The 23752-nt window shown below is 31.4% G+C and carries 28 protein-coding genes; 17 read left to right on the top strand and 11 right to left on the bottom strand.

Annotated elements, in window-relative coordinates; genetic code table 11:
- Positions 1-7 precede the first annotated feature (7 nt).
- Entirely contained in the window at positions 8-265 is a 258-nt protein-coding gene (gene grxC, locus ACTTA4_RS04355) for a glutaredoxin 3 (RefSeq protein WP_075506250.1), read from the bottom strand.
- Positions 266-268: 3 nt separating this feature from the next.
- Positions 269-565: a TIGR03643 family protein gene (locus tag ACTTA4_RS04350; protein WP_440633681.1), complete on the bottom strand. Its 297-nt coding sequence runs from the start codon at positions 563-565 to the stop codon at positions 269-271.
- 169 nt (positions 566-734) lie between these two features.
- On the opposite strand from ACTTA4_RS04350, the gene ACTTA4_RS04345 reads away from it, so the two are divergent.
- The 16 genes from ACTTA4_RS04345 to ACTTA4_RS04270 all read left to right on the top strand — a co-directional run bounded on the left by ACTTA4_RS04345 (position 735) and on the right by ACTTA4_RS04270 (position 14217).
- Complete coding sequence (locus ACTTA4_RS04345) at positions 735-1304, top strand: LysE family translocator (RefSeq protein ID WP_440633680.1); 570 nt, start codon at positions 735-737, stop codon at positions 1302-1304.
- Positions 1305-1392: 88 nt separating this feature from the next.
- Positions 1393-2631, top strand: a complete 1239-nt coding sequence (locus tag ACTTA4_RS04340) for an amino acid ABC transporter substrate-binding protein (RefSeq protein WP_440633679.1) — start codon at positions 1393-1395, stop codon at positions 2629-2631.
- Positions 2632-2694: 63 nt separating this feature from the next.
- Positions 2695-3588, top strand: coding sequence for a branched-chain amino acid ABC transporter permease (locus ACTTA4_RS04335; RefSeq protein ID WP_075506246.1), 894 nt, complete (start codon positions 2695-2697; stop codon positions 3586-3588).
- Complete coding sequence (locus ACTTA4_RS04330) at positions 3585-3767, top strand: hypothetical protein (protein ID WP_440633678.1); 183 nt, start codon at positions 3585-3587, stop codon at positions 3765-3767. The genes ACTTA4_RS04335 and ACTTA4_RS04330 overlap by 4 nt, the downstream gene beginning before the upstream one ends.
- Complete coding sequence (locus ACTTA4_RS04325; RefSeq protein ID WP_440633677.1) at positions 3754-4806, top strand: branched-chain amino acid ABC transporter permease; 1053 nt, start codon at positions 3754-3756, stop codon at positions 4804-4806. Before ACTTA4_RS04330 ends, ACTTA4_RS04325 begins: the two co-directional genes overlap by 14 nt.
- The gene (locus ACTTA4_RS04320) at positions 4803-5543 is read left to right on the top strand and encodes an ABC transporter ATP-binding protein (RefSeq protein WP_075506243.1); all 741 of its coding nucleotides are present in this window, start codon (positions 4803-4805) and stop codon (positions 5541-5543) included. The genes ACTTA4_RS04325 and ACTTA4_RS04320 overlap by 4 nt, the downstream gene beginning before the upstream one ends.
- A complete protein-coding gene (locus ACTTA4_RS04315) occupies positions 5543-6328 on the top strand; it encodes an ABC transporter ATP-binding protein (protein WP_440633676.1) in 786 nt (261 codons plus the stop codon). Before ACTTA4_RS04320 ends, ACTTA4_RS04315 begins: the two co-directional genes overlap by 1 nt.
- Complete coding sequence (locus ACTTA4_RS04310) at positions 6328-7032, top strand: AzlC family ABC transporter permease (protein WP_440633675.1); 705 nt, start codon at positions 6328-6330, stop codon at positions 7030-7032. Before ACTTA4_RS04315 ends, ACTTA4_RS04310 begins: the two co-directional genes overlap by 1 nt.
- Complete coding sequence (locus ACTTA4_RS04305) at positions 7022-7345, top strand: AzlD domain-containing protein (protein WP_440633674.1); 324 nt, start codon at positions 7022-7024, stop codon at positions 7343-7345. The genes ACTTA4_RS04310 and ACTTA4_RS04305 overlap by 11 nt, the downstream gene beginning before the upstream one ends.
- A 40-nt stretch (positions 7346-7385) precedes the next feature.
- Positions 7386-8297 (top strand): glutarate dioxygenase GlaH, encoded by a 912-nt coding sequence (gene glaH, locus ACTTA4_RS04300; protein ID WP_440633673.1) that lies wholly within the window; start codon positions 7386-7388, stop codon positions 8295-8297.
- Between the two features lie 34 nt (positions 8298-8331).
- The gene (locus ACTTA4_RS04295) at positions 8332-9099 is read left to right on the top strand and encodes a pyrroline-5-carboxylate reductase (protein ID WP_440633672.1); all 768 of its coding nucleotides are present in this window, start codon (positions 8332-8334) and stop codon (positions 9097-9099) included.
- Positions 9100-9888, top strand: a complete 789-nt coding sequence (locus ACTTA4_RS04290) for an ABC transporter ATP-binding protein (protein WP_440633671.1) — start codon at positions 9100-9102, stop codon at positions 9886-9888.
- Positions 9888-10595, top strand: coding sequence for an ABC transporter ATP-binding protein (locus tag ACTTA4_RS04285; protein WP_440633670.1), 708 nt, complete (start codon positions 9888-9890; stop codon positions 10593-10595). The genes ACTTA4_RS04290 and ACTTA4_RS04285 overlap by 1 nt, the downstream gene beginning before the upstream one ends.
- 1 nt (position 10596) lies before the next feature.
- Complete coding sequence (locus tag ACTTA4_RS04280) at positions 10597-11607, top strand: branched-chain amino acid ABC transporter permease (protein WP_440633669.1); 1011 nt, start codon at positions 10597-10599, stop codon at positions 11605-11607.
- Positions 11608-11642: 35 nt separating this feature from the next.
- On the top strand, positions 11643-12974 hold the full coding sequence (locus tag ACTTA4_RS04275) for a branched-chain amino acid ABC transporter permease (RefSeq protein ID WP_440634177.1): 1332 nt from the start codon (positions 11643-11645) through the stop codon (positions 12972-12974).
- A gap of 76 nt (positions 12975-13050) precedes the next feature.
- Positions 13051-14217, top strand: a complete 1167-nt coding sequence (locus tag ACTTA4_RS04270; protein ID WP_440633668.1) for an MFS transporter — start codon at positions 13051-13053, stop codon at positions 14215-14217.
- Positions 14218-14253: 36 nt separating this feature from the next.
- On the opposite strand, the gene ACTTA4_RS04265 is transcribed toward ACTTA4_RS04270, so the two are convergent.
- The 9 genes from ACTTA4_RS04265 to ACTTA4_RS04225 all read right to left on the bottom strand — a co-directional run bounded on the left by ACTTA4_RS04265 (position 14254) and on the right by ACTTA4_RS04225 (position 23310).
- Entirely contained in the window at positions 14254-15444 is a 1191-nt protein-coding gene (locus ACTTA4_RS04265) for an ABC transporter substrate-binding protein (RefSeq protein WP_075506235.1), read from the bottom strand.
- 92 nt (positions 15445-15536) lie between these two features.
- Positions 15537-17018 carry an aldehyde dehydrogenase gene (locus ACTTA4_RS04260; RefSeq protein ID WP_440633667.1) on the bottom strand — a complete coding sequence of 494 codons (1482 nt, stop codon included), beginning with the start codon at positions 17016-17018 and terminating at the stop codon, positions 15537-15539.
- Entirely contained in the window at positions 17011-17796 is a 786-nt protein-coding gene (locus tag ACTTA4_RS04255; protein ID WP_440633666.1) for an alpha/beta fold hydrolase, read from the bottom strand. The genes ACTTA4_RS04260 and ACTTA4_RS04255 overlap by 8 nt, the downstream gene beginning before the upstream one ends.
- A gap of 3 nt (positions 17797-17799) precedes the next feature.
- Positions 17800-18384, bottom strand: a complete 585-nt coding sequence (locus ACTTA4_RS04250) for an amino acid synthesis family protein (RefSeq protein ID WP_440633665.1) — start codon at positions 18382-18384, stop codon at positions 17800-17802.
- A gap of 3 nt (positions 18385-18387) precedes the next feature.
- Positions 18388-19554, bottom strand: a complete 1167-nt coding sequence (locus ACTTA4_RS04245) for an LLM class flavin-dependent oxidoreductase (RefSeq protein ID WP_440633664.1) — start codon at positions 19552-19554, stop codon at positions 18388-18390.
- 123 nt (positions 19555-19677) lie between these two features.
- Positions 19678-20829 (bottom strand): glycerol-3-phosphate dehydrogenase, encoded by a 1152-nt coding sequence (gene glpD, locus ACTTA4_RS04240; RefSeq protein WP_440633663.1) that lies wholly within the window; start codon positions 20827-20829, stop codon positions 19678-19680.
- A gap of 54 nt (positions 20830-20883) precedes the next feature.
- Positions 20884-21852 carry a 2OG-Fe(II) oxygenase family protein gene (locus ACTTA4_RS04235; RefSeq protein WP_440633662.1) on the bottom strand — a complete coding sequence of 323 codons (969 nt, stop codon included), beginning with the start codon at positions 21850-21852 and terminating at the stop codon, positions 20884-20886.
- Positions 21849-22802 (bottom strand): DMT family transporter, encoded by a 954-nt coding sequence (locus ACTTA4_RS04230; RefSeq protein ID WP_440633661.1) that lies wholly within the window; start codon positions 22800-22802, stop codon positions 21849-21851. The genes ACTTA4_RS04235 and ACTTA4_RS04230 overlap by 4 nt, the downstream gene beginning before the upstream one ends.
- A gap of 40 nt (positions 22803-22842) precedes the next feature.
- Complete coding sequence (locus tag ACTTA4_RS04225; RefSeq protein ID WP_440633660.1) at positions 22843-23310, bottom strand: thioesterase family protein; 468 nt, start codon at positions 23308-23310, stop codon at positions 22843-22845.
- 43 nt (positions 23311-23353) lie between these two features.
- Here ACTTA4_RS04225 and ACTTA4_RS04220 point away from each other — a divergent pair, with 43 nt between their 5' ends.
- Positions 23354-23752, top strand: coding sequence for a GFA family protein (locus tag ACTTA4_RS04220; RefSeq protein ID WP_440618122.1), 399 nt, complete (start codon positions 23354-23356; stop codon positions 23750-23752).

Below are 23752 nucleotides of genomic sequence, written 5' to 3'. Positions count from 1 at the left end.
AATAATTTTAATTTTTTAGCAAGTCTTGAAGTTTATTTTCTTTTTCTAGAGCTCTTACTTCGTCATAACCACCTATATGTTGCTCATCAAAAAAAATTTGCGGAATTGTTCTTTTTCCATTTGCTTTCTTAATCATTTCATCCATTGCGCCTTCAACTTTTGAAATGTCAATTTCGTTATATGGAGCGTTGTTTCTTGTTAATAATCTTTTTGCAGCTTCACAATAGTTACATAGCGGACCTGTATACATAGTAATTTTTTTCATAGCTTACAAATAGTCACCTTTTTTAATTTTACTAGTGATTTCTTTTCTAGAATATTCAAATTTTTTTCTATGTTTAATACTTTTTTGATTTACTCTTTTTCTCCACAATCTGAAAGAAGAAGGTTTTAGAGCTCTCCTCATAATCTTAATTACATCAGATTCTCGCTTACCTGTTTTTTTTTCAATTTCCTCAAAAGTAATCCGGTCTGCCCAAGCTGCCCAAATTATCCAGTCTGGGTCGTCAATGCTTGGTTCAGGATTTTTAACTTTGGTAACCGGGGTGTACCCTTTTTTTTTCATAAACCCTTTATATTTGAAAAAAAAATTTAATGCATTTTTTTTACCCTCTGATATTATCGCCTAGATAGTCCTTCTTAGCCATCTTTAGCTCCCGGTTTTTAAGGACTATCTTCTCTTTACGAATATGCTTCCTTTAGAATTTATACTATACTTACAAATCATCATTTTTTTGTTCATTACCCCGGGTACTCCAAGAATAGTTATAATTTCTTATTCAATGAATTATGGTGTAGGGAAATGTGTTTGGTCAGCACTTGGTGATGTTACTGCAAATTTAATTCAAGCGACTTTGGTAATTTTTGTAATAGGTTCTTTTTTTTCAGAAAATTCATTAATTCTTAATATTTTCAAATGGATTGGAGTTCTTTACATTTTGTATCTTGCTTATGATATTTATAAGTCTCGCCCAAAAAACTTAAAAGATAAGGAAGAAATTACAAAAAGTAATTTATCTTTTTTTAGAGATGGGTTTTTAGTTGCAGGAACTAGTCCTAAGGCATGGATGTTTTTTCCTTTTATATTTCCGCAATTTATTGACTTTAGTTCTAATCTTTTAAGTCAATTTATAATTTTAATTACAACTTACATTGTATTAGATTTTTTATCTTTGATTGGTTATGCAATACTTGCACAAAAATTGATTAAATGGATTACTGCAAATCCTAAAACAATTAATACAATTTCAGCGAGTGTTTTAGTTATTATTGCTGGAATTATTGTTATTACTCAACAATATTAAATCTAAATTAAGTCTTTATTGCCACTTGCATTGTATGCAATTTATTTATTTAATTAATAATAAATTAATTAATTAAAGAGGAAATAAAATGAAGTTAAATAAAATAATTTTAAGTTTTGTTTCTGCATTAGTAATTTTATTTTCAACTTCTGTTGCATCTTTTGCAAAGGTAGTTGGTGACAAAATTATTTTAGGTGCTGCAATTTCCTTAACTGGTAAATACTCATCTAATGGTGTTCATACTCAAAATGGTTATAACATGGCCGTGGACAGAATTAACAGCATGGGTGGTGTTAAAGTTGGTGGAAAAACTTATAAGTTTGACATTATCTACTATGATGATGAGTCGAACCCTAAGAGAGCTGCACAGCTTGCAGAAAGATTAATTTCACAAGACGGTGTTGAGTTTATGCTTGGACCATACAGTTCAGGTTTGACAAAAGCGATTGCACCTGTGACTGAAAAATATGGAGTTCCAATGGTTGAGGCAAATGGTGCATCTAGATCTTTGTTTACCAAAGGTTACAAATATCTATTTGCGGTATTAGCTCCAGCAAACTTATACCTTGATGTAGCGATTGAAACAGCAGTTGAGTTAAATGGTGGAAAACCAGTTAGAATTGCTCAAGCTTTTGAACAAGATGCTTTTTCACAGGACGTTAGATTGGGTATCTTAGATGCTGCAGAAAGAACTGGTTCTAAGATCATTATTGATGACAAGCTGCCTAAAGAGTTAAATGATATGGCTGCAACTTTGGTTAAAGTTAAACAAATGAAACCGGATGTTCTTGTTGTATCAGGTCATACTAAAGGTGCATTGACTGCAATCAGACAAATTGCTGAAATGAAAGTTGATGTTCCAATGTTGGCTATGACTCACTGTGATGCTGCGAAATTATCAAAACAACATGGTAAAAACTCTCAGTATGCACTTTGTGCTTCTCAATGGCATAAATCTCTAACTTATAAAGATGATTTCTTTAAAGACGGAATGACTTATGCTGCAGACTTTGAGAAAGAGTTTGGATATGATCCGCCATACCAATCTGCTGAGTCTTCAGCTGCATTATTGGTATTCAAAGATGCATTTGAAAGAGCTAATTCTTTCGATCAAAAGAAAGTAAGAGATGCTCTTGCGGCTACTAACATGCAAACATTCTATGGAAATATTAAATTTGCACCTGGCGGTCAGAACGTTGATAAGCCAATGGTACTTTTCCAAGTAATGTGTGATGACGCTGGTAAATGTGAAAACAAAGTTGTTGCTCCATTAAAATGGGCATCTGCTAAGTTAATTCACCCAGTACCTAAGTGGTCTGAAAGATAATAATTAAAAATTGAGCCCCCTAGTAATAGGGGGCTTTTTTTTATATAAACCAAAAAAGATTTTATGGATTTTCTAGTATTTCAATACCCAATGATAACCGTTCAAGCTTGCTTGGATGGAATTCTTTTAGGAGTATTGTTCGCATTAATTGCATATGGAATGGCACTTCAGTGGGGTGTTATGAATATAATTAACATTGCTCAAGGAGATCTTGTTATTTTAGGAGGATACATTGCATACTTTATGTATCTTTACGGTATTCATCCAGCATGGGGAGTAATTGTTGCTCCAATCATAATGTATTTCGTAGGTATTGCGATCTATAAGCTGGTAATAAATAAAGTGGTAGATAGAGATTTATTCATCTCAATTTTAGCTACCTTTGGAATAAGTATTTTATTCATGCAATTAATGAACTTTGCATTTGGTGCAGATGTTGTGCTTGCAAACTCTCATTACGGTACAACAATGTTGTTTGACAATAATGTTGTTCTTCCTAATTCAAAAATATTTTCAGCATTTATCAGTATTTTATTTGCAGTTTGCTTAGTGATTTATATGAAAAAATCTAAGCTTGGACGGGCAATTAGAGCAACTGCACAAAATGCACGTGCTGCAAAAATTTTAGGTGTAGATACAGAAAAAGTATATGCAGCAACTTTTGGAATTAATGCTGCTTTGTGCGGTGTAGCTGGGGCCTTGATTTCTATAACATTTACTATCCACCCTTATATGGGTTTACCTTATACGATTAGATCTTTCATGATTGTAATTGTTGCTGGTTTAGGAAACTTACCAGGTGTTGCTATGTCTGGAATGGGATTAGGAGTTTTTGAAGAATTTGCAGATTATATTTTAGGTACAGAATTTAGAATTGGATCAGTATTTTTATTATTAGTTTTAATCTTAGTTTATAGAAGATTTAAACTTTCAAGAAAAAGAGAGTACTTAAAATGAGGAAAGTTAAAATTAATGATAATCAAGGTCAATCAGTTGAAGTTGACATAGATGAATTTAAGAAACACTTAGATGAATTTCATTCATCAGGTTCAAGTGTACATGATGAAGATGGTCATTATTTTACAGTAGATCAAAATTTCAGAGAAAAAATAAATAGTCTATATGAACAAAAATAATTTAATACTCTATATAGGAATTTTAATATTTGGTTTAGCAGCTCCATTTATATTTCCAGCATTTAAAGTTCAATTATCAATTCTTTGTATTCTAATAATTCTTGCAACTACTTGGAATATCCAAGGAGGGGAGATGGGCTATAATACATTTGGAAATATTTTATTCTATGGACTGGGAATGTACTTGTGTGCTTCAGTTCAGGTTGGAATGTTTTTTCCATTAGCAGAATGGACAGAAAGTGGAGGTGAAAAAACATTTGTACATACTCCTACCCAATTTTTCCAAGGTATGGCGATGGGACTTGTTGTTGCCGCGGTGGTTCCAACTATTGTTGCTGGTTTAATTGGTTATGCAATATTAGGATTAAGGGGACATTATTTTGCAATCTGTACATTAGGTTTAGGAGTAGCTGCTGGTGAAATTTCTGGAGGAATTGAAATTATTGGAGCAGGACAAGGTTTTACTACTCCACCTTTTCCAAATGTAGGAAGCTTAGAAGCTAGGGGTGAGTTCTTTTATTTTTTAAGTTTCTTAGTTTTGGTTCTTACGTTCGTTGCCGTCAAAGCAATCTACTCTACTAGATTTAAATTAATTCTGAATGCAATCAGAGATAATGAAGATAAGGCTGAAGCTATGGGAATTGCAACAATGAAATACAAAATTATTGGTTGGATGATTTCTGCATTTTTCTGTGGTTTAGCCGGAGGAATAATGGGTGGACTAGTTGGATACATCGATTCTACAGATGTTGCTTTTGATGGGAGAGAAATGGGAGTGTTCATGGTTTTAATGGCGATATTAGGTGGTAAAGGAACTTTATGGGGACCTGTTATTGGTGCAACAGTATTTCATATATTTAAAGAAGGCTTTTGGACATTCTTCTTGGGATGGCAGTATGTAGCTCTTGGAGTTTTAATTGTAGTAATTGTAATTTATTTCCCAGAGGGAATTATGGGATGGTTGAGAGAAAAATATCCCGAAAGATTTGGTGAAGTTGTTGATGAGGCTGATCGAAAGGCTCAGGTAGAAATAAAATGAGTATTTTAGAAGTAAATAATGTCAGTAAATCTTTTGGAGGTGTAAAAGCTAATGTTGATATTTCTATGTCAGTTGAAAAAGGTAAAATTGTAGGATTGATTGGTCCAAATGGATCAGGAAAAACAACTCTTTTTAATTCAATAGTGGGAACTTATCCAATTGACCAGGGTTCAATTAAATTTAATGGAAAAGAAGTTTCTGAACTTCCTGTTCCCGTAATAGCAAAGCTAGGATTATTAAGAACATTTCAACAAACAAGAATTTATGGAAAACTAAACTGTATTGATAATATGCTCATTAGTCATAAGGGCAGTGATGAAAGTTTATTAAAACTGTTTTCAAAAATACCTCAAGAGCTTACAGAAAAAGCAGAAAATTTACTAAATTTTGTTGGTTTATATCAAAAGAGAAAACTTAGAGCAGGAGATTTATCTTTTGGACAACAAAAACTCCTAGAACTTGCTATGGCATTAATGAATGAACCAGAAATGCTTTTACTAGATGAACCAACAGCAGGAATTAATCCAACCTTAATTAATGGAATTATTGATAGATTAATAAAAGTAAATCAAGATTTTGGCATCACCCTCTTGGTTATTGAACACAATATGAGAGTGATCATGCAATTAGCGGAGAATATATTTTGTTTAGCTCACGGTAAGATGTTAGCAAATGGTTCACCAGATGAAATTAAAAACGATAAGCGTGTTATCGATGCATACCTAGGAGCCCAATAATGTCAAATCAATATGAAGTTTTAGGAAAAGCTCCAACACCAGAAGATTTAAAAAAATTGTCTTCAGATGAAATACATCTGACAATAAAAAATTTAAATGCTGGGTATGGTAAAATGGAAATTTTACATAATTTTGATTTATTTGTGAATAAAGCACAGTCGTTATGCTTAATAGGACCAAACGGAGCTGGTAAATCTACAATTCTTCACTCAATCTATGGATTTACAAATATCTTCTCTGGTCAAATTGAAATAGAAGGAAAAGAAATTACAAATCTTACGCCAGCTGAAAAATTAAAATCAGTTGGAATTGCATATATTTTACAAGATAACTCAGTATTCCCAGATATGACAGTTGAAGAAAACTTATTAATGGGTGGATATATTAAAGATAAAACTGAAGAGTCTTTTGAAGAGGCTGAAAGAATTTTAGAAAAATATGAGAGATTGAGGAATAGAAGAAATCAGCCTGCTAAAGTTTTATCTGGTGGCGAAAGAAGACTTTTAGAAATTTCTAGAGCATTAGTTATGAGGCCATCTGTTCTATTAGTTGATGAACCATCAATTGGTTTAGAACCCAGATATATTGATATGGTTTTTGAAATTTTGAGAGATCTTCAACAAAATGAAAAGAAAACTATTATATTAGTTGAGCAAAATGCCAAAAAAGGATTAGAGTTTGCAGACATTGGATATGTATTGGTATCTGGACAAACTGCAATTGCTGGCAAAGGGGATGAGTTACTGCAAAACCCTGATGTCGGTAGACTATTCCTTGGTGGCTAATGATAAATAAAGATTTCTTTTTTAAAGGCTATAAATCAATACTAGCACACGATAGTCCAGCAATAGCATTAGGTTGTTGCTTTATTGCTATAGGAGCTCTTTTAAAAAATCTTGGCTTCAATATTCAGGAAAGCGTTTTTTCTACCATGCTGACTTACGCTTTACCAGGATCTCTGGTTATGGCAGAGTCTTTATTGGTTGGCGCTTCTTTATTAAATATTTTTTTAGCAGTTTGGTTTGTTAACGCTCGTTTATATCCAATGGCTGTTTCCTTATTTCCATTAATGATGCATGAAGATCAACCAAAGTGGAAATATTATTTTTCCTGCCATTTTATCGCTGTATCAGCATGGTTGATCATGAAGAGTAATTATAAGACTATTCCAGAAAAATATAGAATTGATTACTGGATAGGAATTGGAAGTGCTACTTGGAGTGTAGCTGTAATTGGTACCTTAATAGGCTTCTATTTTTCAGAATATTTAAACAAAGAAATGATGATGGGTTTAGCTATATTAAATCCTGTTTATTTTTTATGCATGATGGTAGGAGCATCAAAGACAAGACAAGTCACTTTATCAGTTTTATTTGGAATTATATTAGGTCCTGTTTTTTATTTTTTTTCACCCGAATGGTCTATTTTGTTAGGCGGAGTAGTTGGTGGAACTATTGCTTATTTAATAGGAGAGAAAAATGTCAACTAGTATCGTTTTAGCAATTTTAGTTACATCACTTGCAACTTTTTTATCAAGATTTCTTGGAGCAGTAAGCTCAGAGGGTATAAAAGAAACTTCTAAGATATTTAAATGGTTCAACTGTTTAGCTTATGCAACTTTAGCAGCTCTAATTGCAAGAACAATAATTTTTCCAGTCGGTGTAATGGATGACTCAAGCTACCTAGTTAGATTTGTTGTTGTTGCATTATCTATATCTGTTTTTTTTATTTCTAAAAAAAATTATGTTTATCCTACAATTTTTTCAGCTTTAAGTATGGCTATATTAGTTAATTATTTTTAAATAAAATTGATTTATCAATTTAGTTATTTTAAGGTTTAATATGGAAAAAATACCTGGTTTAGAAATTCAAGAACATGAAAAATCCAAAAGAATTCTGAACATTAAAATTACAGATGAGATTATTAAGAAATTAGTTTTTCCATTTAATAAATTCGACTTAACAGCTTTAGAACTAAAACCTTTTACAAGATTTACTATTGCAAAAAGCTTAGATGATTTACTAGAAAAAAAACTAAGTAAATTAATGAACTCAATAATAAGAGATCGTTCAACCGGATGCTTTATAATTGGACCAAAAAATATTACACCAAAAATTAATGACAAATTTTTAGTAAAATTATCAACTGCTATTGCTTATCTAATTGGTAATCCTAACCATGACTCAATGGCAGGAAAATACTATGCTCGTTTCCATGTCAAACACGAAGATGCGAGTGACTCTTATTTAAGAAAAGCTTATCGTAATATGGATCTTCATACGGATGGAACCTATGTTAAAGAAGTTACTGATTGGTTAATAATGACTAAGTTAGAGGAAGAAAATGTGGAAGGTGGCGAGACAGCGATGCTACATTTAGATGACTGGGAACATTGCAAAGAATTATCAAAGGATCCTGTAGGAAAACAAGACTTTCTTTGGAGCTCACCTAAGAGTAAAAATGTAGATTATAAAGTCGAGCATCCAGTATTTTCGTCAGATGAAAAGGGTAGGCCTCATATTTCTTACATTGATCAATTTCCTGAGCCAAAAAATATGGAACAAGGCAATTTTTTACAGAAATTATCTGATGCTCTCGAAGGAAGTGAAAATAAAGTAATTACAAAGTTACCAGTTGGGTGCTCTATAATTGCAAATAATTATTTTTGGCTTCATGGAAGAAAACCTTTCAAAGAAAATAAAGAATTAAGTAGAGAATTGCTACGTATTAGAGGTTCTTTTTTTGTTAATTAATTCAATATAATCAATATAAAGTAACCAAAAAATTATGATTTTAGGCTTTGTTGGTACAGGTAAAATTGCATCTTCAGTAATAACTGGAATATGTAAATCTAATCTTAAATACAAAAAAATAATAATTTCTCCAAGAAACAAACAGATTGCTCTAAGTTTAAAAAAAAAATTTAAAAAAATTGTTATCGCTAAAAATAATCAACAAATTGTAGATCAATCTAATTGGGTATTTTTATCTGTTACACCTACTGTTGGTGAAGAAATTATTAAAGATTTAAAATTTAAATCGACCCAAACGGTTGTTAGTTTTATTTCGACAATTACTTTATCTCAATTAAAAAAAGCAATTAAAGTAAAAGCAAAGATTGTAAGAGCAATACCCCTACCTCCAATTTCATTAAAAAAAGGTCCTGTACCTATTTGTCCTCCTAATTCAAAAGTTAAAGCATTTTTTAATAATTTAGGAACAACTGTAGAAATTAAAAATGAAAAATCCTCAATTAATTTTTGGTCAACCTCTGGCATGATGGCGCCTTTTTATGAGATGTTGAGAGTAATGACTGATTGGTTGGTAAAAAGAGGAGTAAAAAGAAATAATGCTCAAAAATATATTACTTCTTTATTTTTAGCTTTATCTGAAGATGCTGTAGTAAATTCAAAAGAAAATTTAAAGAATTTAGTAAAAGAGTCTCAAACACCAAAAGGGTTAAATGAACAAGGTGTAAAAGAATTAACTAAAGCAGGTTTTTATAAATCTCTAGAAAAAACTCTAAATAGTATTTACAAAAGATTAGATAAATAAATGTCTGAAAATATTTTAGAGATTAATAATTTAAGTAAATATTTTGGTGGACTGGCTGCAGTTTCAGATTGTTCAATTAAAGTAAAAAGAGGAACAATTACAGGAATCATTGGACCAAATGGATCTGGTAAAACAACTTTATTTAATTTAATCGCTGGAAATTTAAAATCATCAGGCGGAAGTGTAACTTTTGATGAGGAAAATATTACTGATGTTCCATCTTATGAATTATTTTCTAAAGGTTTGTTAAGAACATTTCAAATTGCACATGAGTTTTCAAATTTATCTGTTTTAGAAAATTTAATGATGGTTCCCGGAAATCAATCTGGGGAAAAAATAATGACTGCATTATTTAAACCAGGCTTAGTTGCAAAAGAAGAAGCTGTCATTAAAGAAAAAGCAAAAGAAGTTGTTGAATTTTTAAATCTAGGACATTTATCTAACGAGCTTGCTGGAAATCTTTCTGGTGGTCAAAAGAAATTATTAGAACTTGGAAGAACCATGATGGTTGATGCAAAATTAGTATTGTTAGATGAAGTAGGCGCTGGTGTTAATAGAACTTTGTTAAAAGATCTTGGAACTGCAATAGAAAAGCTAAATAAAGAAAAAGGTTATACTTTTTGTATGATTGAACATGACATGGATTTTATTGGAAGATTGTGTGATCCAGTTATTGTAATGGCTGAGGGATCAGTATTATTTGAAGGAAGTGTTGAAGAAGCAAAAAAAGATGAAAAGGTTATTGAAAGTTATCTTGGCAGAGGATCAAAATTAAAGGATACAAACTAATGGCATATTTTGAGGGAATAGAAATGACAGGTGGTTATGGCAATGGTCCTGATATCATCAGCTCTTGTTCAGTAAGTGTAAATAAGGGTGAAATAGTTTCTATTCTGGGTCCTAATGGTGCTGGCAAGTCAACTGCTATGAAAGCAATGTTAGGTTTGCTCAATTTAAAATCAGGATCAGTAAAAATTGATGGCAATGATATTTCAAAATTATCTCCTCAAGATAGAGTTAAACAAGGTATTTCTTTTGTCCCTCAAACTAAAAATGTTTTTGCCGGTATGACTGTTGAAGAAAATTTAGAAATGGGTGCATTTCTTGTTGAGGATGATATCAAAAATATAATTGAAGAAATTTATGAACTGTTTCCAATTTTAAGAGAAAAAAGAAATCAAATGGTTGGTGAACTTTCGGGTGGTCAAAGACAACAAGTTGCTCTCGGTCGAGCTTTAATGATTAAACCTACAGTTTTAATGTTAGACGAGCCAACTGCTGGCGTATCACCAATTGTGATGGATGAATTATTTGATCACATTGTAAAAGTAAAAAGAACTAACGTTGCAATCTTAATGGTAGAGCAAAATGCAAAACAAGCATTAAATATTTCTGATAGGGGCTACGTTCTGGTTACTGGAGAAAATCGTTATTCAGGAACTGGAAAAGAATTATTAGACGATCCAAGAGTAAGAAGCTCTTTCTTAGGGGGATAGCATGGATCTTATTAATGCAATAATTCTTTTATTAAATTATATTTTTATTCCAGGACTTACTTATGGTTCTCAATTAGCTCTAGGTGCAATTTTTGTTACTTTAATTTATGGTATTCTGAGATTTGCTAATTTCGCTACTGGAGACATGATGTCATTTGGAACCATGATGACAATTTTATTCACTTGGTATTTTCAATCTTTAGGAATTTCTCTTGGAGTTCTGCCTACAGCATTAATAGCACTTCCTTTTGGTATTTTTTTCATGATCCTGTATATGCTTACAATTGATAAATTTGTGTTTAAATATTATAGAACTCAAAAAAGTCCACCAGTTCAGTTTGCCATGGTTAGTATTGGTGTGATGTTTGTTACTCAAGCAGTTGTTAGAATTATAATAGGTCCAGGAGATAGAAGATTTTTTGATGGAGAAAAATTCATTATCAAGGCTAGAGAATTTAAAGAAATGACAGGTTTAAATGAAGGGCTTGCTCTTAAATCTACTCAGGTAATAACTATTTTTGTTACAATAATTTTAGTCTCTTTACTATTCTGGTTTTTAAATAGAACAAAAACTGGAAAAAGTATGAAAGCTTATTCTGATAACGAAGATCTTGCTTTACTTTCAGGAATAGATCCTAAGAAAATAGTACTGGTAACTTGGGTTATTGCAGGAATTTTAGCTACTATTGGAGGTGCTTTGTATGGTTTAGATAAAAGTTTTAAACCTTTCACTTATTTTAATAACATGCTTCCAATTTTTGCTGCAGCAATTGTGGGTGGAATTGGTAATCCTTTTGGTGCATTTTTAGGTGGCTATGTTATCGCTTTTTCAGAAATTTTATTAACATACGCGTATAAGAAATTTTTTATATATGTTTTACCAGAAAGTATGGAGCCAGAAGGCTTAGTTCAATTACTTTCGACCGATTACAAATTTGCAGTTTCATTTTCAATCTTGGTGATTGTATTACTTTATAGACCATCAGGGATATTCAAAGGGAAAGTATTGTGAGAAAAAATCTAAACGTTATTGCAGCATACAGTATCATGATGGTTCTAATTCTATTAGTTGGAATTTTTCAATCATGGAATATTGCATTATCAATATTTAATCTTTGCTTAATTTCAGCAGTCATGACCATGGGTGCAAACATACAATGGGGTTATGCTGGTTTAATTAATTTTGGAATAATGGGATACACTGCTTTAGGGGGTCTTGCTGCAGTAATAATTTCAGTTGATCCAGTTCAAGAAGCATGGAGAGCTGGTGGATTTGATATTTTAATGTGCTTATGGCTCATCATTGTAATGGTTTTAGTTATAAGATTTATTTTGAAAAATTTTGAAAAATCAAAATTAAGAACTTACAGTATTGCAGCTCTAATTATTGCAGCTATCATAATTATCAGAGTCACTGCGGAACCAGGTATTGAAAAAATTGAAGCTGTAAATCCTGCAACTACTGGTTTTCTCGGTGGGTTTGGTTTACCTATCATTTTCTCCTGGATCGTAGGTGCATTATTTGCTGGAGGTTTAGCCTTTATAGTTGGAAAAGTTGCTTTAGGTTTACGAGCTGATTATCTAGCAATTGCAACACTATTGATTTCAGAAATTGTAATAGCAATAATTAAGCACGAAGACTGGTTGACTAGAGGTGTTAAAAATGTAATTGGCTTAAAGAGACCTGCTCCATATGAAGTCGATCTGCAGACCACAGATTGGTTTATAAATTTAGTAGAAAAATTTAAATCTAGTAAGTTAGATCTAATTACTGATTTATCCGAAAGACAAGCAGCTTTAAATCAATTTGTAATAGAAGGCTCCTCAATATTTGTTAAACTTTGTTACTCAGGTTTATTCTTGGTTGTCGTTATAATACTTTTAATTCTTACTCAGAAAGCTCTTTATTCTCCGTGGGGAAGAATGATGAGAGCTATAAGAGATAATGAAGAAGCAGCAAATGCCATGGGCAAAAATGTTGTGAAACAACATTTGTTAATATTTGTTTTAGGTTCAGCAATTGTTGGAATTGCCGGAGCAATGCTAGTAACACAGGATGGATTATTTACACCAGGAAGTTATAGACCAATGAGATATACATTCTTAATTTGGGTAATGGTCATCGTTGGAGGAAGTGGAAATAACTTTGGTGCAATTTTAGGTGGCTTTGTTGTATGGTTTTTATGGATTGAAGCAGCACCAATTTCAATGTTTTTAATCAACTTCTTTACTGCAGGTATTCCTGAAACAAATGCTATCAAAGCACATCTTATTGAAAGTGTTCCTTATTTCAGATTTTTGCTGATGGGATTAGGATTGTTGTTTATAATGAGGTATCGACCTAAAGGTATACTTCCAGAAAAAATAGAAATAAAGTAAACCAAATGAAATATATTATATTAGGTGCTGCCGCTGCTTGGGCTTTGTATATGGCTGACAAGTACTTATTCTTTTAATGAATAAAAATCTTTGGTTACTTATTTTTAGTCAGATTTTTGCTTTTACAGCCGCACCAGTCACAGTTTTTTTAAGCGGTATAATTGGTTCGAAATTTAGTCCAATAAAATCTTTAGCCACTCTTCCAATGGCTTTGTCAGTTGTTGGAATTGCGTTATTTGCTTTTTTTGCTGCAAAGCTAATGAGTTTGATTGGAAGAAAATTAGGATTTATTTATGCATCAATAGGTACATGTTTTGCATCTCTTTTAACTGCATATTCAATAATTATAGAAAGCTTTGTCTTGTATAATTTAGGATGCTTTTTAATTGGCGGAGGAATAGCTTTCAGTCATCAATACCGTTTTGCAGCAGTCGAGGTTGTAGATAAGGATTATGCTCCAAAAGCAATTTCTATCATTTTATTAGCAGGAATAGGTTCGGCGTTTATTGGCCCAAATATTGCGAACATTTCGAAAGGATTTATTTCAGATCATATGTACGCAGGTTCTTATCTTGCTCTTGCGGCATTATCTATTTCATCAACAATATTTTTATTTTTTTTTCATGAAACAAAAAAAACATCAAACAATCAATATAAAACTGGAAGAAGTTTTTTAGAACTTATGTCACAACCAAGATTTCTACAGGCACTTGTAGCTTCAGCTTTCGCCTATGCTGTAATGACTTTTTTAATGACAGCCACACCTATAAGTATGCACTTGATGGAGAAAATAAGTTTGTCCAAGACTGGATTTGTTATTCAGCTTCATATAGCAGCAATGTTTTTACCTTCACTAGTTACTGGAAATTTAATTAAAAGGTTTGGTCATAGTAAAATTATGTATATGGGAGTTTTATTGTTTTTAGTCACAATAATTACCAGTTTATTTGAACAAAACTTTATTAATTATTTGATTGCTCTTATCTTTCTAGGTCTAGGATGGAATTTTTTGTTTATTTCAGGAACAAGCTTACTTGTTTTGTGTTACAGAGAAGAGGAAAAATTTAGAGCTCAAGGGTATAATGATTTTATCGTTTACACTATTCAAGCAGCAGCAAGTTTGTCTGCTGGGGTATTTCTAAGCTTAACTAGCTGGAAAACTATGAATTTAATATGTTTGATTTTTCTTATTATAATAGCTCTTTCTACAATAAGAGCTGATTTAAAAAAAACACCCCAGTAATTAAATTACTGGGGTGTTTTGAATTAATATAAAAAATTATCTTTGTTTTTTAGTTTTGAATTTTCCGCCTTTAACTTCTTGCTCTAAGAAAGAACCTTCAGCTTCACCAACTTCAGTAAAAGATACTCCAGTAGCACCTTCGTAATTTATCTTTTTACCTTTTGCTAGTAAGTCTAAACCTTTCTTTAATTCACCTGGGTAGATTTTAGTACCAGGAGCGTTAGCAACATCCATTACATTTTTTGCAATAGATGCTCTGTCAGCAGAATTACCTGCTTGCATTGCAAGAACGATTAAAGCAGCTGCATCGTAAGACTCTCCAGTGTAAGGACCAGATGAATCTATACCACCAGCTTTTGCAACTTCTGCAAATACACCAGCACCTTTACCAGTAGAACCTGGTAGAGATCCAAATGATTTGCTTAAGTCTTTACCAAATGCATCAACTAATGATTGACCAATCATACCATCTGATAAAACGAAAGTATCAAATGCACCAGAGTCTAAAGATGCCTGAATAATTCCTTTTCCTCCTTGGTCAAGATAACCAATAACTGCTACAGCATCACCACCAGCAGAAGCAAGAGTTGCTACTTCTGATGAGTAATCTGCTTTACCATCTTCATGAGCAGTTACAGTTGTAACTTTAATACCATGAGCTTCAACTGCTGCTTTGTAAACGTCAGCTAAACCTTTTCCATAGTCATTGTTAGTATAAGTGATTGCAACACTTTTTACTTTTCTGTCTTTAGTAATGTCAGCTAAGATTTGACCACCTCTAGCATCTGATGGAGCAGTTCTAAAGAAATATCCATTATCATCTAGAGTAGTTAATCCTGGAGAAGTTGCTGAAGGTGAAATCATTACTACACCGTTTGGTACAGCAACATTTGTTGCAATAGCACCTGTTACACCAGAACAGTCAGCTCCCATAATTGCAGCTACACCACCTGAAATTAAACCTTCAGCTGCTGCTGTTGCTGCTGCTGAGTCAACACAAGTTGAGTCTGCTCTCATTGCTTCAATTTTTTTTCCACCAAGTAATGAGCCTGAATCTGAAGCTTCTTTAAATGCAAGCTCTGCAGATGCAGCCATAGCTGGAGTAAGAGATTCAATAGGACCTGTAAATCCTAAAATGATTCCCATTTTGATCGAATGTCCGTCTGCCATAACGTTTGAACCAAAGCTTGATACAAACATAAATGCAGCGATAAATAGTTTTCTCATTATCTTCCTCTTTATTGTTAACAATTTATAAAATCTAATTTAAGTATGAATAATCTGAATATTCAATGACAAAATTGGCTTATTTTAAACTATTATCTGATAGAGAATGGGTCTAAAGATGGTTCATCTGATGTGTAGAACCAAGTAGTTTTTACTCTTGTGTAATCTTTAATTGAGTCAATTCCTGCCTCTTTACCGTATCCACTATCCTTGATACCTCCAAATGGAGCTGACGGTGAAATTAATCTGTAAGTGTTTACAAAAGTAATTCCTGCTCTGATAGCATTGGATACCCTCATCCCTCTTGCAAGATCACTAGTGTATACGCCTGAAGAGAGACCATATTGATTATCATTCATTAATTTTATCACTTCTTCTTCAGTATCAAATTTCATAACTGATAAAACAGGTCCAAATAATTCATTTTCAGCCACTGGTAAGTTATGATTTTCACATTCAATAATAGTTGGAGGAAAATAATAACCTTCATTTGAAAAAGAATGTCTTTTACCACCACATTTAATTTTACCACCTTGTTCAACAGTTAATTTGATATTTTTTTCTATTACCTCTAATTGTTTAAAGTTACTTAATGGACCCATCTCAGTATCAGAGTCCATTGGTGCACCAATTTTAATTTTTTCTGCTCTAGCTGCTAACTTGTCTAAAAATTCGTTATAAATTCCTTTTTGCAAATATAATCTTGAACCTGCTATACAACTTTGACCGCTAGCTCCAAATATTCCAGCAGTAATTCCATTAATAGCATTTTCTTGTTTAGCATCATCAAAGACTGCAACAGGACTTTTTCCTCCTAACTCTAAACTTACTTCAGATAAATTTTCAGCAGAATTTCTAATTATATGTCTTGCTGTTTCAGGTCCTCCAGTAAAAGCAACTTTCTCAACTAAGTTATGAGTAGTCAAAGCTTTACCACATGGATCTCCAAAACCAGAAACTACATTAATTACACCTTTAGGTATTCCAGTTTCCTCAACAAGTTTTGCAAATTCAAACATTGTTGCTGGTGCTAATTCAGAACATTTGATTACTACTGTATTACCCATAGCCAAAGCAGGGGCAACTTTTGTTGCAGTTAAAAACATTTGAGAATTCCAAGGAATGATAGCTGCAATAACTCCTATTGGAATTCTAGTTGTGATTGCTTGAATATTTGGTTTATCTATTGGAAGAACTGTTCCCTCAACTTTGTCGGCTAATCCTGCGTAATAATCATAATATTCAGCAATGTATTTTGCTTGTTGATAAGTTTCTCTGTACAATTTTCCTGTATCAATTGTTTCAATTTTACCTAGCAATTCAGAATTTTCTCTCAACTTGTTTCCAATAGCTCTTAAAAATTTTGCCCTATCTCTTGCAAGCATTTTTGGCCATTCACTTTCAAAAGCTTTTTGCGCAGCTTTTACAGCTCTGTCTACATCGTTTGCACTAGCTTCCGGAACTACAGCCCATGGCTTATTATCTTCTGGATTTAAAGTTTCAAAAGTTTTTTTTGTATCAGAGTCTACCCACTGACCATCTATAAACATTTGATATTTTTTTAATTTAGACATTATTTATATGTTTCATTATTGCATTATTTACTTCGTCTGCATATTCAATAGTACACAAATGCTTTCCGTTTTTAATTTCAATATATGTTGAGTTTTGAATATCTTTATTTAAATTTTTAGACATATCGGGCGTGGATCCTGGATCATCTGAGCCTGTAATTATTAATGTATTAGTTTTAATATTTTTTACATTTTCAAGATTATCTTTGTAATTCGCAAATAACTCATAAGCTTTTATAAAATTTTCTTGGTCGTTTCCCTTTTTGTTAAGAGTTTTCATAAACTCGTCATATAATTCAGGATTTTGTTCAAGGTACTTATCTGAAAACCATCTCTTCATTGCCATTTGAGAAATAGGCATATTTTTTTTTGCTAAATTGACCCTATCAACAACATTTTGTCTTTCCAAATCTGTCCTTTTGTATGTAGTGGAAATCAATGTTAAGGAATTTAAATAATTTTCAAATTTTGATGCAAATTCTATTGCTATTAACGATCCGATAGAAAAACCAATTAAATCAAATTTTTCTATTTTTAAGTTTTTTACCAAACCTAGCAACTGGTCAGTAAAATCTTCCATTGTTAACTCTTGCTTATCAAAAGGGGTTTTTCCATGTCCTAACAAATCGTAAGTTACAAAGGAATTTTTCCTAAAAAATTCGATTTGAGGTTTCCACATTTTTTGATTTAAGCCCACACCATGAATAAAGATCAAAGGTAAAGAATTTTTATTATTAAAATAATAATGATTTTGATTAGTATCAAAATTATAAGACATCAATTAATTATCAATGCCCATCTCTTTCATATCTTGATATCGATCACCAGTTCTTGCATGAGCTCTTCCCGTTGGAGCCCCACCTATAGCAACAACTATTTCATCTTCATTAGGCGCATCATGAATTGTAAATTCATGGGTTAAATAAAAAGGTCTTAATCCAGCATCAGTTTTATGCATCATTGGAATTGAAATTTTTGCTCCTGCAGGACCTCTAGTATTTGTAAAGCTTAAATAAGAAGTTCCACCGACAGCGTCTCTAAATTTATTTCCAAATCTAAGAGTATGAATAAATGCAGAGGCGTGTTCTATTTCACCATTTAATCCTACCATCGCCGCCTTACCGTAGGCTAAAATTTTTTCACCTGATCCAATTTCTTTGGTTAATTCTGGTACCAAGATGTCTCCTAATTGAGGTGCAAGATCTAATATTTCTGGTTTTAAATCTTCTACAAAACCTTTTCCAGCCCAAGGATTTTCTATAACAGCTGCAACAGAAACTAACAAAACAGGTTCATTTGCTTTTTTTCCACCTTCAATAAAAGTTTTATCTACAAACTTTGCAAATTTTCTAAGTTTTAGCTCCATGTGTTAACTCACCTTTTGTATATTAGAATTAATAGGTTTTATATTTGGAATTACCTCTTCTGTAAATAATTTGATGCTTCTCATACAGTCTTCATGTTTGATACCAGGAAAGTTAGACCAAACTTGTAAATTTTGAAGATTTAATTCTTGCTGAAGTTCGTTTATTTTTTCTATTACAAACTCAGGTGTTCCAAATAAAAGATTTCTTTTATGAAGAAATTCATAATTTAATAAATCTAATTTATTTTTAGTCTCAGGTAATTTTTCATCTGGGTCCATATGGTTTCCTAACCCCCTCCAATGGCAGACCCATCTCATATAATTTACAATATGTTCTCCAGCCATTTTTTCTGCTTCTTCCATAGTTTCTGCAACAAACATGTCTCTAACTAAACTTATACCTTCACCTAAAGGAACATCTCTGTTTTCAGCTTTAGATTTTGCTTCTTTAAAAATTTCAAATCTTTTTTTCAAAGCTTTTACAGTTGGGATCCACATAATTGTATTAAGTCCATTTTCTGCTGCCCACTGAATTGATCTTTCTCCATCAACTACTTGTGATATTGGTGGAAATGGTTTCTGATAAGGTTTTGGCAATACTGATATTTGTTTTAATTCGTTTGTTTTTAAATCCACAACATTTTCTTTGGGAGGACTCATGTCGTGTTGCCAAATAAAATTAGGAGATGGATAAGTATAAAATTCTCCTTGATGAGAGAAAAAGGCTTCAGACCATGCTTTTTTCATTATTTCTAATGTTTCCGAAAAAAGTCTAAAATTTTTTGCCTGATCTTTTAGGTCAGCTTCTTTATTCATATTGATTGCTTCTCTACCGTAAACACCTCTACCAATACCGACCTCAACTCTACCTTTAGACATTTGGTCTAGTGTAGCGATATCTTCAGCAAGTCTTATTGGATTATGAAATGTGATTACGTTACATGCTTGCCCTAAACGAATATTTTTAGTTCTGGCCGCAGCATCTGTACACATCATTAAAGGATTAGTACAGGACTCCATCCCCTCATGATTAAAATGATGTTCTGTGTACCAAATAGAATTCCAATTATTTTGGTCGCAATATTCTGTGATTTCTCTAGCTTCGTCTAAAAGCTGAGTATAAGGTTTCTTGTCCCAGTTGGTAGTATTACAAAAATATCCAAAGTTCATAAAGCCTCCTTTAAAAATTAATTTAAAGACGACCGATCCCACTTTCGTAAATCTTTGATTTTAACGACGAGTTATGTATCGCTTTATAAAATAACGATATCACTTTTTAATAGCAGTGGAAATCTAAAAAAGCTTCTTTTTATCTGTCCATGGGCCTTTTTTTGTTTTGGGTAAAAACTTTTTAAGATCTAATAGGACTTTCTCAGATAACTTTCTGTATGTAGTAAGTTTTCCTCCATAAATGTTTAAAAGTGGCAATTTTTTTACAATTTGTAAATCAAAAACATAATCTCTTGTAACTTTTGAGGCCTCTTTAAAATCCTCTATTAGAGGTCTTATTCCTGAATAAGTATCAACTATATCTTTTTTGCTAATTTGTTTTTTTAAATAATTATTCACGGACCGAATTAAGTATTGAGTTTCTTGTTTTGATATTACAGTATTTTCTGGCGATTTAACTTCCACCTCAGTTGTTCCAATTAATGAAAATTTCTTTTTATAGGGAATTACAAAAATTATTCTTTTATCTGTATTTTGAAATGTAAATGCAACATCTTCTTTGTATAATTTCTTAGTAATGATGTGACTTCCTTTAACTAATCTTATTTTATTTTTAGATTTTATTTTTATATTTTTATGCAAAGTTTCATTTATCCATGGTCCAGATGCATTGATTAAAACTTTCGATTTTATTTTTTTTCTATTTTGAAGACTAATGACCCATTCATTATTAATAATTTCAGCTTTTTTAACTTTATTGTATTCTAGTATTTTGGCTTTATTTCTTTTTGCATCTTTAGCATTTAGTTTTGTTAATTTTTTATCATCAATTTGAATATCGTAATATTGAAAACCAGTTTTGTATTTCTCTTTAAGAATATAAGGAAATTTTTTATTAAGATCTAATGTTCTTGATTTTGGAATGCTAGTTTTCCCACCCAAATTATCATACAAAAGCAAACCAAATTTAATTAACCATGCTGGTCTAATTTTATCAGTATGAGGGATAATAAATGGAATTGGCTTTGAAATGTGTTTTGCAATTTTGTAAACAATTTCTCTTTCTTTAAGAGACTCTCTTACTAATTTAAATTCGTAATTTTCTAGATAACGAAGACCACCATGAATTAATTTTGTTGACCAAGAAGAAGTTGCGCCTCCTATTTCTCCTTTATCTGCTAAACATACAGACAAACCTCTTCCAGAAGCATCTCTTGCGATACCAGCTCCATTTATACCACCACCTATTATAAATAAATCAAATACTTTAGACATCAAACTAAATTGTTTATAAAATGTAATAATAAATTTTCAACGACTTAAATTATTTTAACGCTGGTATTCGATAAATTTTTTTAAAGATTGATTTAGAAATTTTTCGTAAATCTGACCTGTGTTAGAATATTTTTTTGAATTAAGGAAAGATTTATTCATTTTAAAGTCATAAGAGGGCTCAAAGAAGAATGGAACGGAAAGTCTCTTGCTTTTATTCCATAGTACTCTGTGATTTGTAGCTTTAAATTTACCTTGACTTAAAAACTCTAAAGCCTTTCCTGTATTTACTACTAAAGCTTTTTTATTAAATAGTACATCATACCATTTTTTCGTTTTTCTATTCTGTACTTGAAGACCACCTTTTTTATCTTGGTATAGAACTGTAAATATTCCACTATCTACATGCGTTTCACATCCAAGTGCAACTCCATCTTGTTTTGATATCTCCACTGGCCTTGTTTGATTTGGATAATAATTAAATCTTAAAGTACTTAAAGTTTTTAACCTTGAAAAAGCTTTGTTTGAAATATTTGGATCAAGTTTATTTAATTTTATTACACTTTTAAACAAAGTTTCACTTAAATTGTAAATATTTTCAAAATATTTATTCAAGGCCTCAATAGAAGTTTTGTTAAAACATTTATTAAGATCTAAATATTCAATGTATTGGTTTCTGGTTTTTGAAGAATATTTCTTAGTAATTTTTAAATCTCCTATATCCAAACCCTCCTTTCCATTTACATCATTTGGAAAGTAACCTCTGTAAAGATTATTATTTTTTTTATTCCATTTTTTTGGTGATAATTTTCTTTTTTTATCGTCTGACAAATTGAAGAACTTGTTTCCTATTCCACATATTTTATTAATTTCTTTTAAATTAAGACCATGTCCAGTCACTTGAAAAAAACCTATATTTACACAAGCTTTCTCAATTTCTTTAATTGTTTTTAACGCACTCCGGGTCTCAAAATTATTTTTGATAAGTGATGATATGTTAATTGTGGGTATATAATTTTTCGTCATCTTCTAACAGGTGTTTCTGTTGCAATGTATTGCTCTCTGACTTTCTCTCTCAAATATATGTATATTCCAGCTGCTATTATACACGCAACACCTAGAAATGTTCTTCCAGATGGAATCTCGTTAAATAGGAAATATCCTGGTATCATCGACATTATAATTAGAGAGTATTCAAATAAAGAAACAACTGATGGAGATGCAACTATGTATGCAGAAAATATACAAAGAAAAGCAATTGATGCTGCTACACCAAAAAATAATATAAATTTCCATGTGTAATCAAAGTTAGAAAACCATTCTCTAAAAATAAATTGTGTTGTTGGATCAAAATTAGAATTGTTAAACTGACCATTGCCCATAAACAGATAAATAGCTCCACATAATATGAGCGCAATTAAATAGAAATAAAATAGTTGAGTATTTACATCATCTTTGTCGGAGGTATATTTTGTAATTGTCATAGAGGCTGCATAAAAAAATGCACATCCGACAGGAAGTAGACTTTTGTATTCAAAATCTGAAAAATTTGGATCTAAAACTATAAACACACCAATAAAACCAAATACAATTGCAGACCATCTTCTAATTCCAATAAATTCTTTTAAAAAAAATTTAGCAAAGATTGATACAAAAAAAGGGCAGGAGAAAAAAAGTGCATTAGCTGTTGCTAATGGCATGTAAGTTAGAGAAATAAAAAATGCAGAAAAAGCTAAAAAATGTAAAATTACTCTTACCAAAGTTAATATTGGATAATGCGTTTTTAAACTAACCTTTTGCTTTTTAAATTTGATGTAGCAAAACAGTAAAATTGCAGCAACAAAGTATCTGCCAAAAAAAATTTCATATAATGCTGCTTTTTCAAATATAAATTTTATTAATGAGTCCTGCATTGCAAATAAAGTCATTGCAATAATAATAAGAACAATTCCTTTAGAGTTATTATCTGTACTCATTTCGCACCTATACCAAAATAAGATAATGAATAATATTTAATTATTTTTTCAGTTTTGAAGAGAACAAAAGATTTTCACTTGAAAATTCAGCTTCATTTTCCTTTATAAAAGCAGCCATCAACTTCAACTTTTCTTCTTCGAATTCTGTTACCTTTCTTTTGCTGAGATCAATATATAGAGATATCCATTCCATTGATGCCGAGATTTTTCTTGTCTCTTTTGCAATCATTTCCATTTTTAAGTGCAATCTTTTTTTATCATGGTCAAAATAAGTAAGGTTTATATCAACGGATTCTCCTTCTTTGACCTCATTAAGATATTTAGTGTTTGTCTCAACAACCATAGTGCTTCTATTTAGATTTTTTGCTGCATCTGCTCCCATTTTAAATTTTTCAAGTGCTACTTCCCATGCTTCATCAAATATCAAAACATAATAAGCCATGTTCATATGATTGTTATAATCAACCCAGTTCTTTTTGATATTGAAGCTTTTAAGAAAAACTGACATTTAATTTTTTAATTTAATATTAATATCATATAATAAATCTTTTATGAAAAAAGTATTAACAGCCAGTTGTTTATGCAAAGGTGTAAAGTTTAAAACACTTAATAAACTAAGAAGTGTATCTAATTGCCATTGTGTGCAATGCAGAAAAACTCATGGTGTATTTGGAGCCTATACAAATATTAAAGACAAAGAACTTAAATTTTTAAACAAAACTACTTTAAAGTGGTTCAAGTCATCTAAGAATTCCAAGAGAGGTTTTTGCAATAAATGTGGGGCAAGTATATTTTTTAAAGTTGATAAATCTGACAATGTTTCAATTTCCGCAGGAATGTTTGATGGTAAAACAAAACTAAAAACTTTTAGAAATATATTTGTAGGTTCAAAGTCAGATTTTTATCAAATCAATGACAAACTTCCAAAATATAAAAGATTTGCTAAATAA

The organism is Candidatus Pelagibacter sp. HIMB1485 (assembly GCF_052048055.1).
In the GTDB taxonomy this organism is placed as follows: Bacteria; Pseudomonadota; Alphaproteobacteria; order Pelagibacterales; family Pelagibacteraceae; genus Pelagibacter.
This window is presented reverse-complemented; position numbering and strand designations above follow the sequence as displayed.

Bases quoted from the DNA above. Each gene is read 5' to 3' on its own strand.
- grxC (WP_075506250.1), bottom strand. From the start codon at position 265: ATGAAAAAAATTACTATGTATACAGGTCCGCTATGTAACTATTGTGAA.
- ACTTA4_RS04350 (WP_440633681.1), bottom strand. From the start codon at position 565: ATGAAAAAAAAAGGGTACACCCCGGTTACCAAAGTTAAAAATCCTGAA.
- ACTTA4_RS04340 (WP_440633679.1), top strand. From the start codon at position 1,393: ATGAAGTTAAATAAAATAATTTTAAGTTTTGTTTCTGCATTAGTAATT.
- ACTTA4_RS04335 (WP_075506246.1), top strand. From the start codon at position 2,695: ATGGATTTTCTAGTATTTCAATACCCAATGATAACCGTTCAAGCTTGC.
- ACTTA4_RS04330 (WP_440633678.1), top strand. From the start codon at position 3,585: ATGAGGAAAGTTAAAATTAATGATAATCAAGGTCAATCAGTTGAAGTT.
- ACTTA4_RS04325 (WP_440633677.1), top strand. From the start codon at position 3,754: ATGAACAAAAATAATTTAATACTCTATATAGGAATTTTAATATTTGGT.
- ACTTA4_RS04320 (WP_075506243.1), top strand. From the start codon at position 4,803: ATGAGTATTTTAGAAGTAAATAATGTCAGTAAATCTTTTGGAGGTGTA.
- ACTTA4_RS04315 (WP_440633676.1), top strand. From the start codon at position 5,543: ATGTCAAATCAATATGAAGTTTTAGGAAAAGCTCCAACACCAGAAGAT.
- ACTTA4_RS04310 (WP_440633675.1), top strand. From the start codon at position 6,328: ATGATAAATAAAGATTTCTTTTTTAAAGGCTATAAATCAATACTAGCA.
- ACTTA4_RS04305 (WP_440633674.1), top strand. From the start codon at position 7,022: ATGTCAACTAGTATCGTTTTAGCAATTTTAGTTACATCACTTGCAACT.
- glaH (WP_440633673.1), top strand. From the start codon at position 7,386: ATGGAAAAAATACCTGGTTTAGAAATTCAAGAACATGAAAAATCCAAA.
- ACTTA4_RS04295 (WP_440633672.1), top strand. From the start codon at position 8,332: ATGATTTTAGGCTTTGTTGGTACAGGTAAAATTGCATCTTCAGTAATA.
- ACTTA4_RS04290 (WP_440633671.1), top strand. From the start codon at position 9,100: ATGTCTGAAAATATTTTAGAGATTAATAATTTAAGTAAATATTTTGGT.
- ACTTA4_RS04285 (WP_440633670.1), top strand. From the start codon at position 9,888: ATGGCATATTTTGAGGGAATAGAAATGACAGGTGGTTATGGCAATGGT.
- ACTTA4_RS04280 (WP_440633669.1), top strand. From the start codon at position 10,597: ATGGATCTTATTAATGCAATAATTCTTTTATTAAATTATATTTTTATT.
- ACTTA4_RS04275 (WP_440634177.1), top strand. From the start codon at position 11,643: ATGATGGTTCTAATTCTATTAGTTGGAATTTTTCAATCATGGAATATT.
- ACTTA4_RS04270 (WP_440633668.1), top strand. From the start codon at position 13,051: ATGAATAAAAATCTTTGGTTACTTATTTTTAGTCAGATTTTTGCTTTT.
- ACTTA4_RS04265 (WP_075506235.1), bottom strand. From the start codon at position 15,444: ATGAGAAAACTATTTATCGCTGCATTTATGTTTGTATCAAGCTTTGGT.
- ACTTA4_RS04260 (WP_440633667.1), bottom strand. From the start codon at position 17,018: ATGTCTAAATTAAAAAAATATCAAATGTTTATAGATGGTCAGTGGGTA.
- ACTTA4_RS04255 (WP_440633666.1), bottom strand. From the start codon at position 17,796: ATGTCTTATAATTTTGATACTAATCAAAATCATTATTATTTTAATAAT.
- ACTTA4_RS04250 (WP_440633665.1), bottom strand. From the start codon at position 18,384: ATGGAGCTAAAACTTAGAAAATTTGCAAAGTTTGTAGATAAAACTTTT.
- ACTTA4_RS04245 (WP_440633664.1), bottom strand. From the start codon at position 19,554: ATGAACTTTGGATATTTTTGTAATACTACCAACTGGGACAAGAAACCT.
- glpD (WP_440633663.1), bottom strand. From the start codon at position 20,829: ATGTCTAAAGTATTTGATTTATTTATAATAGGTGGTGGTATAAATGGA.
- ACTTA4_RS04235 (WP_440633662.1), bottom strand. From the start codon at position 21,852: ATGACGAAAAATTATATACCCACAATTAACATATCATCACTTATCAAA.
- ACTTA4_RS04230 (WP_440633661.1), bottom strand. From the start codon at position 22,802: ATGAGTACAGATAATAACTCTAAAGGAATTGTTCTTATTATTATTGCA.
- ACTTA4_RS04225 (WP_440633660.1), bottom strand. From the start codon at position 23,310: ATGTCAGTTTTTCTTAAAAGCTTCAATATCAAAAAGAACTGGGTTGAT.
- ACTTA4_RS04220 (WP_440618122.1), top strand. From the start codon at position 23,354: ATGAAAAAAGTATTAACAGCCAGTTGTTTATGCAAAGGTGTAAAGTTT.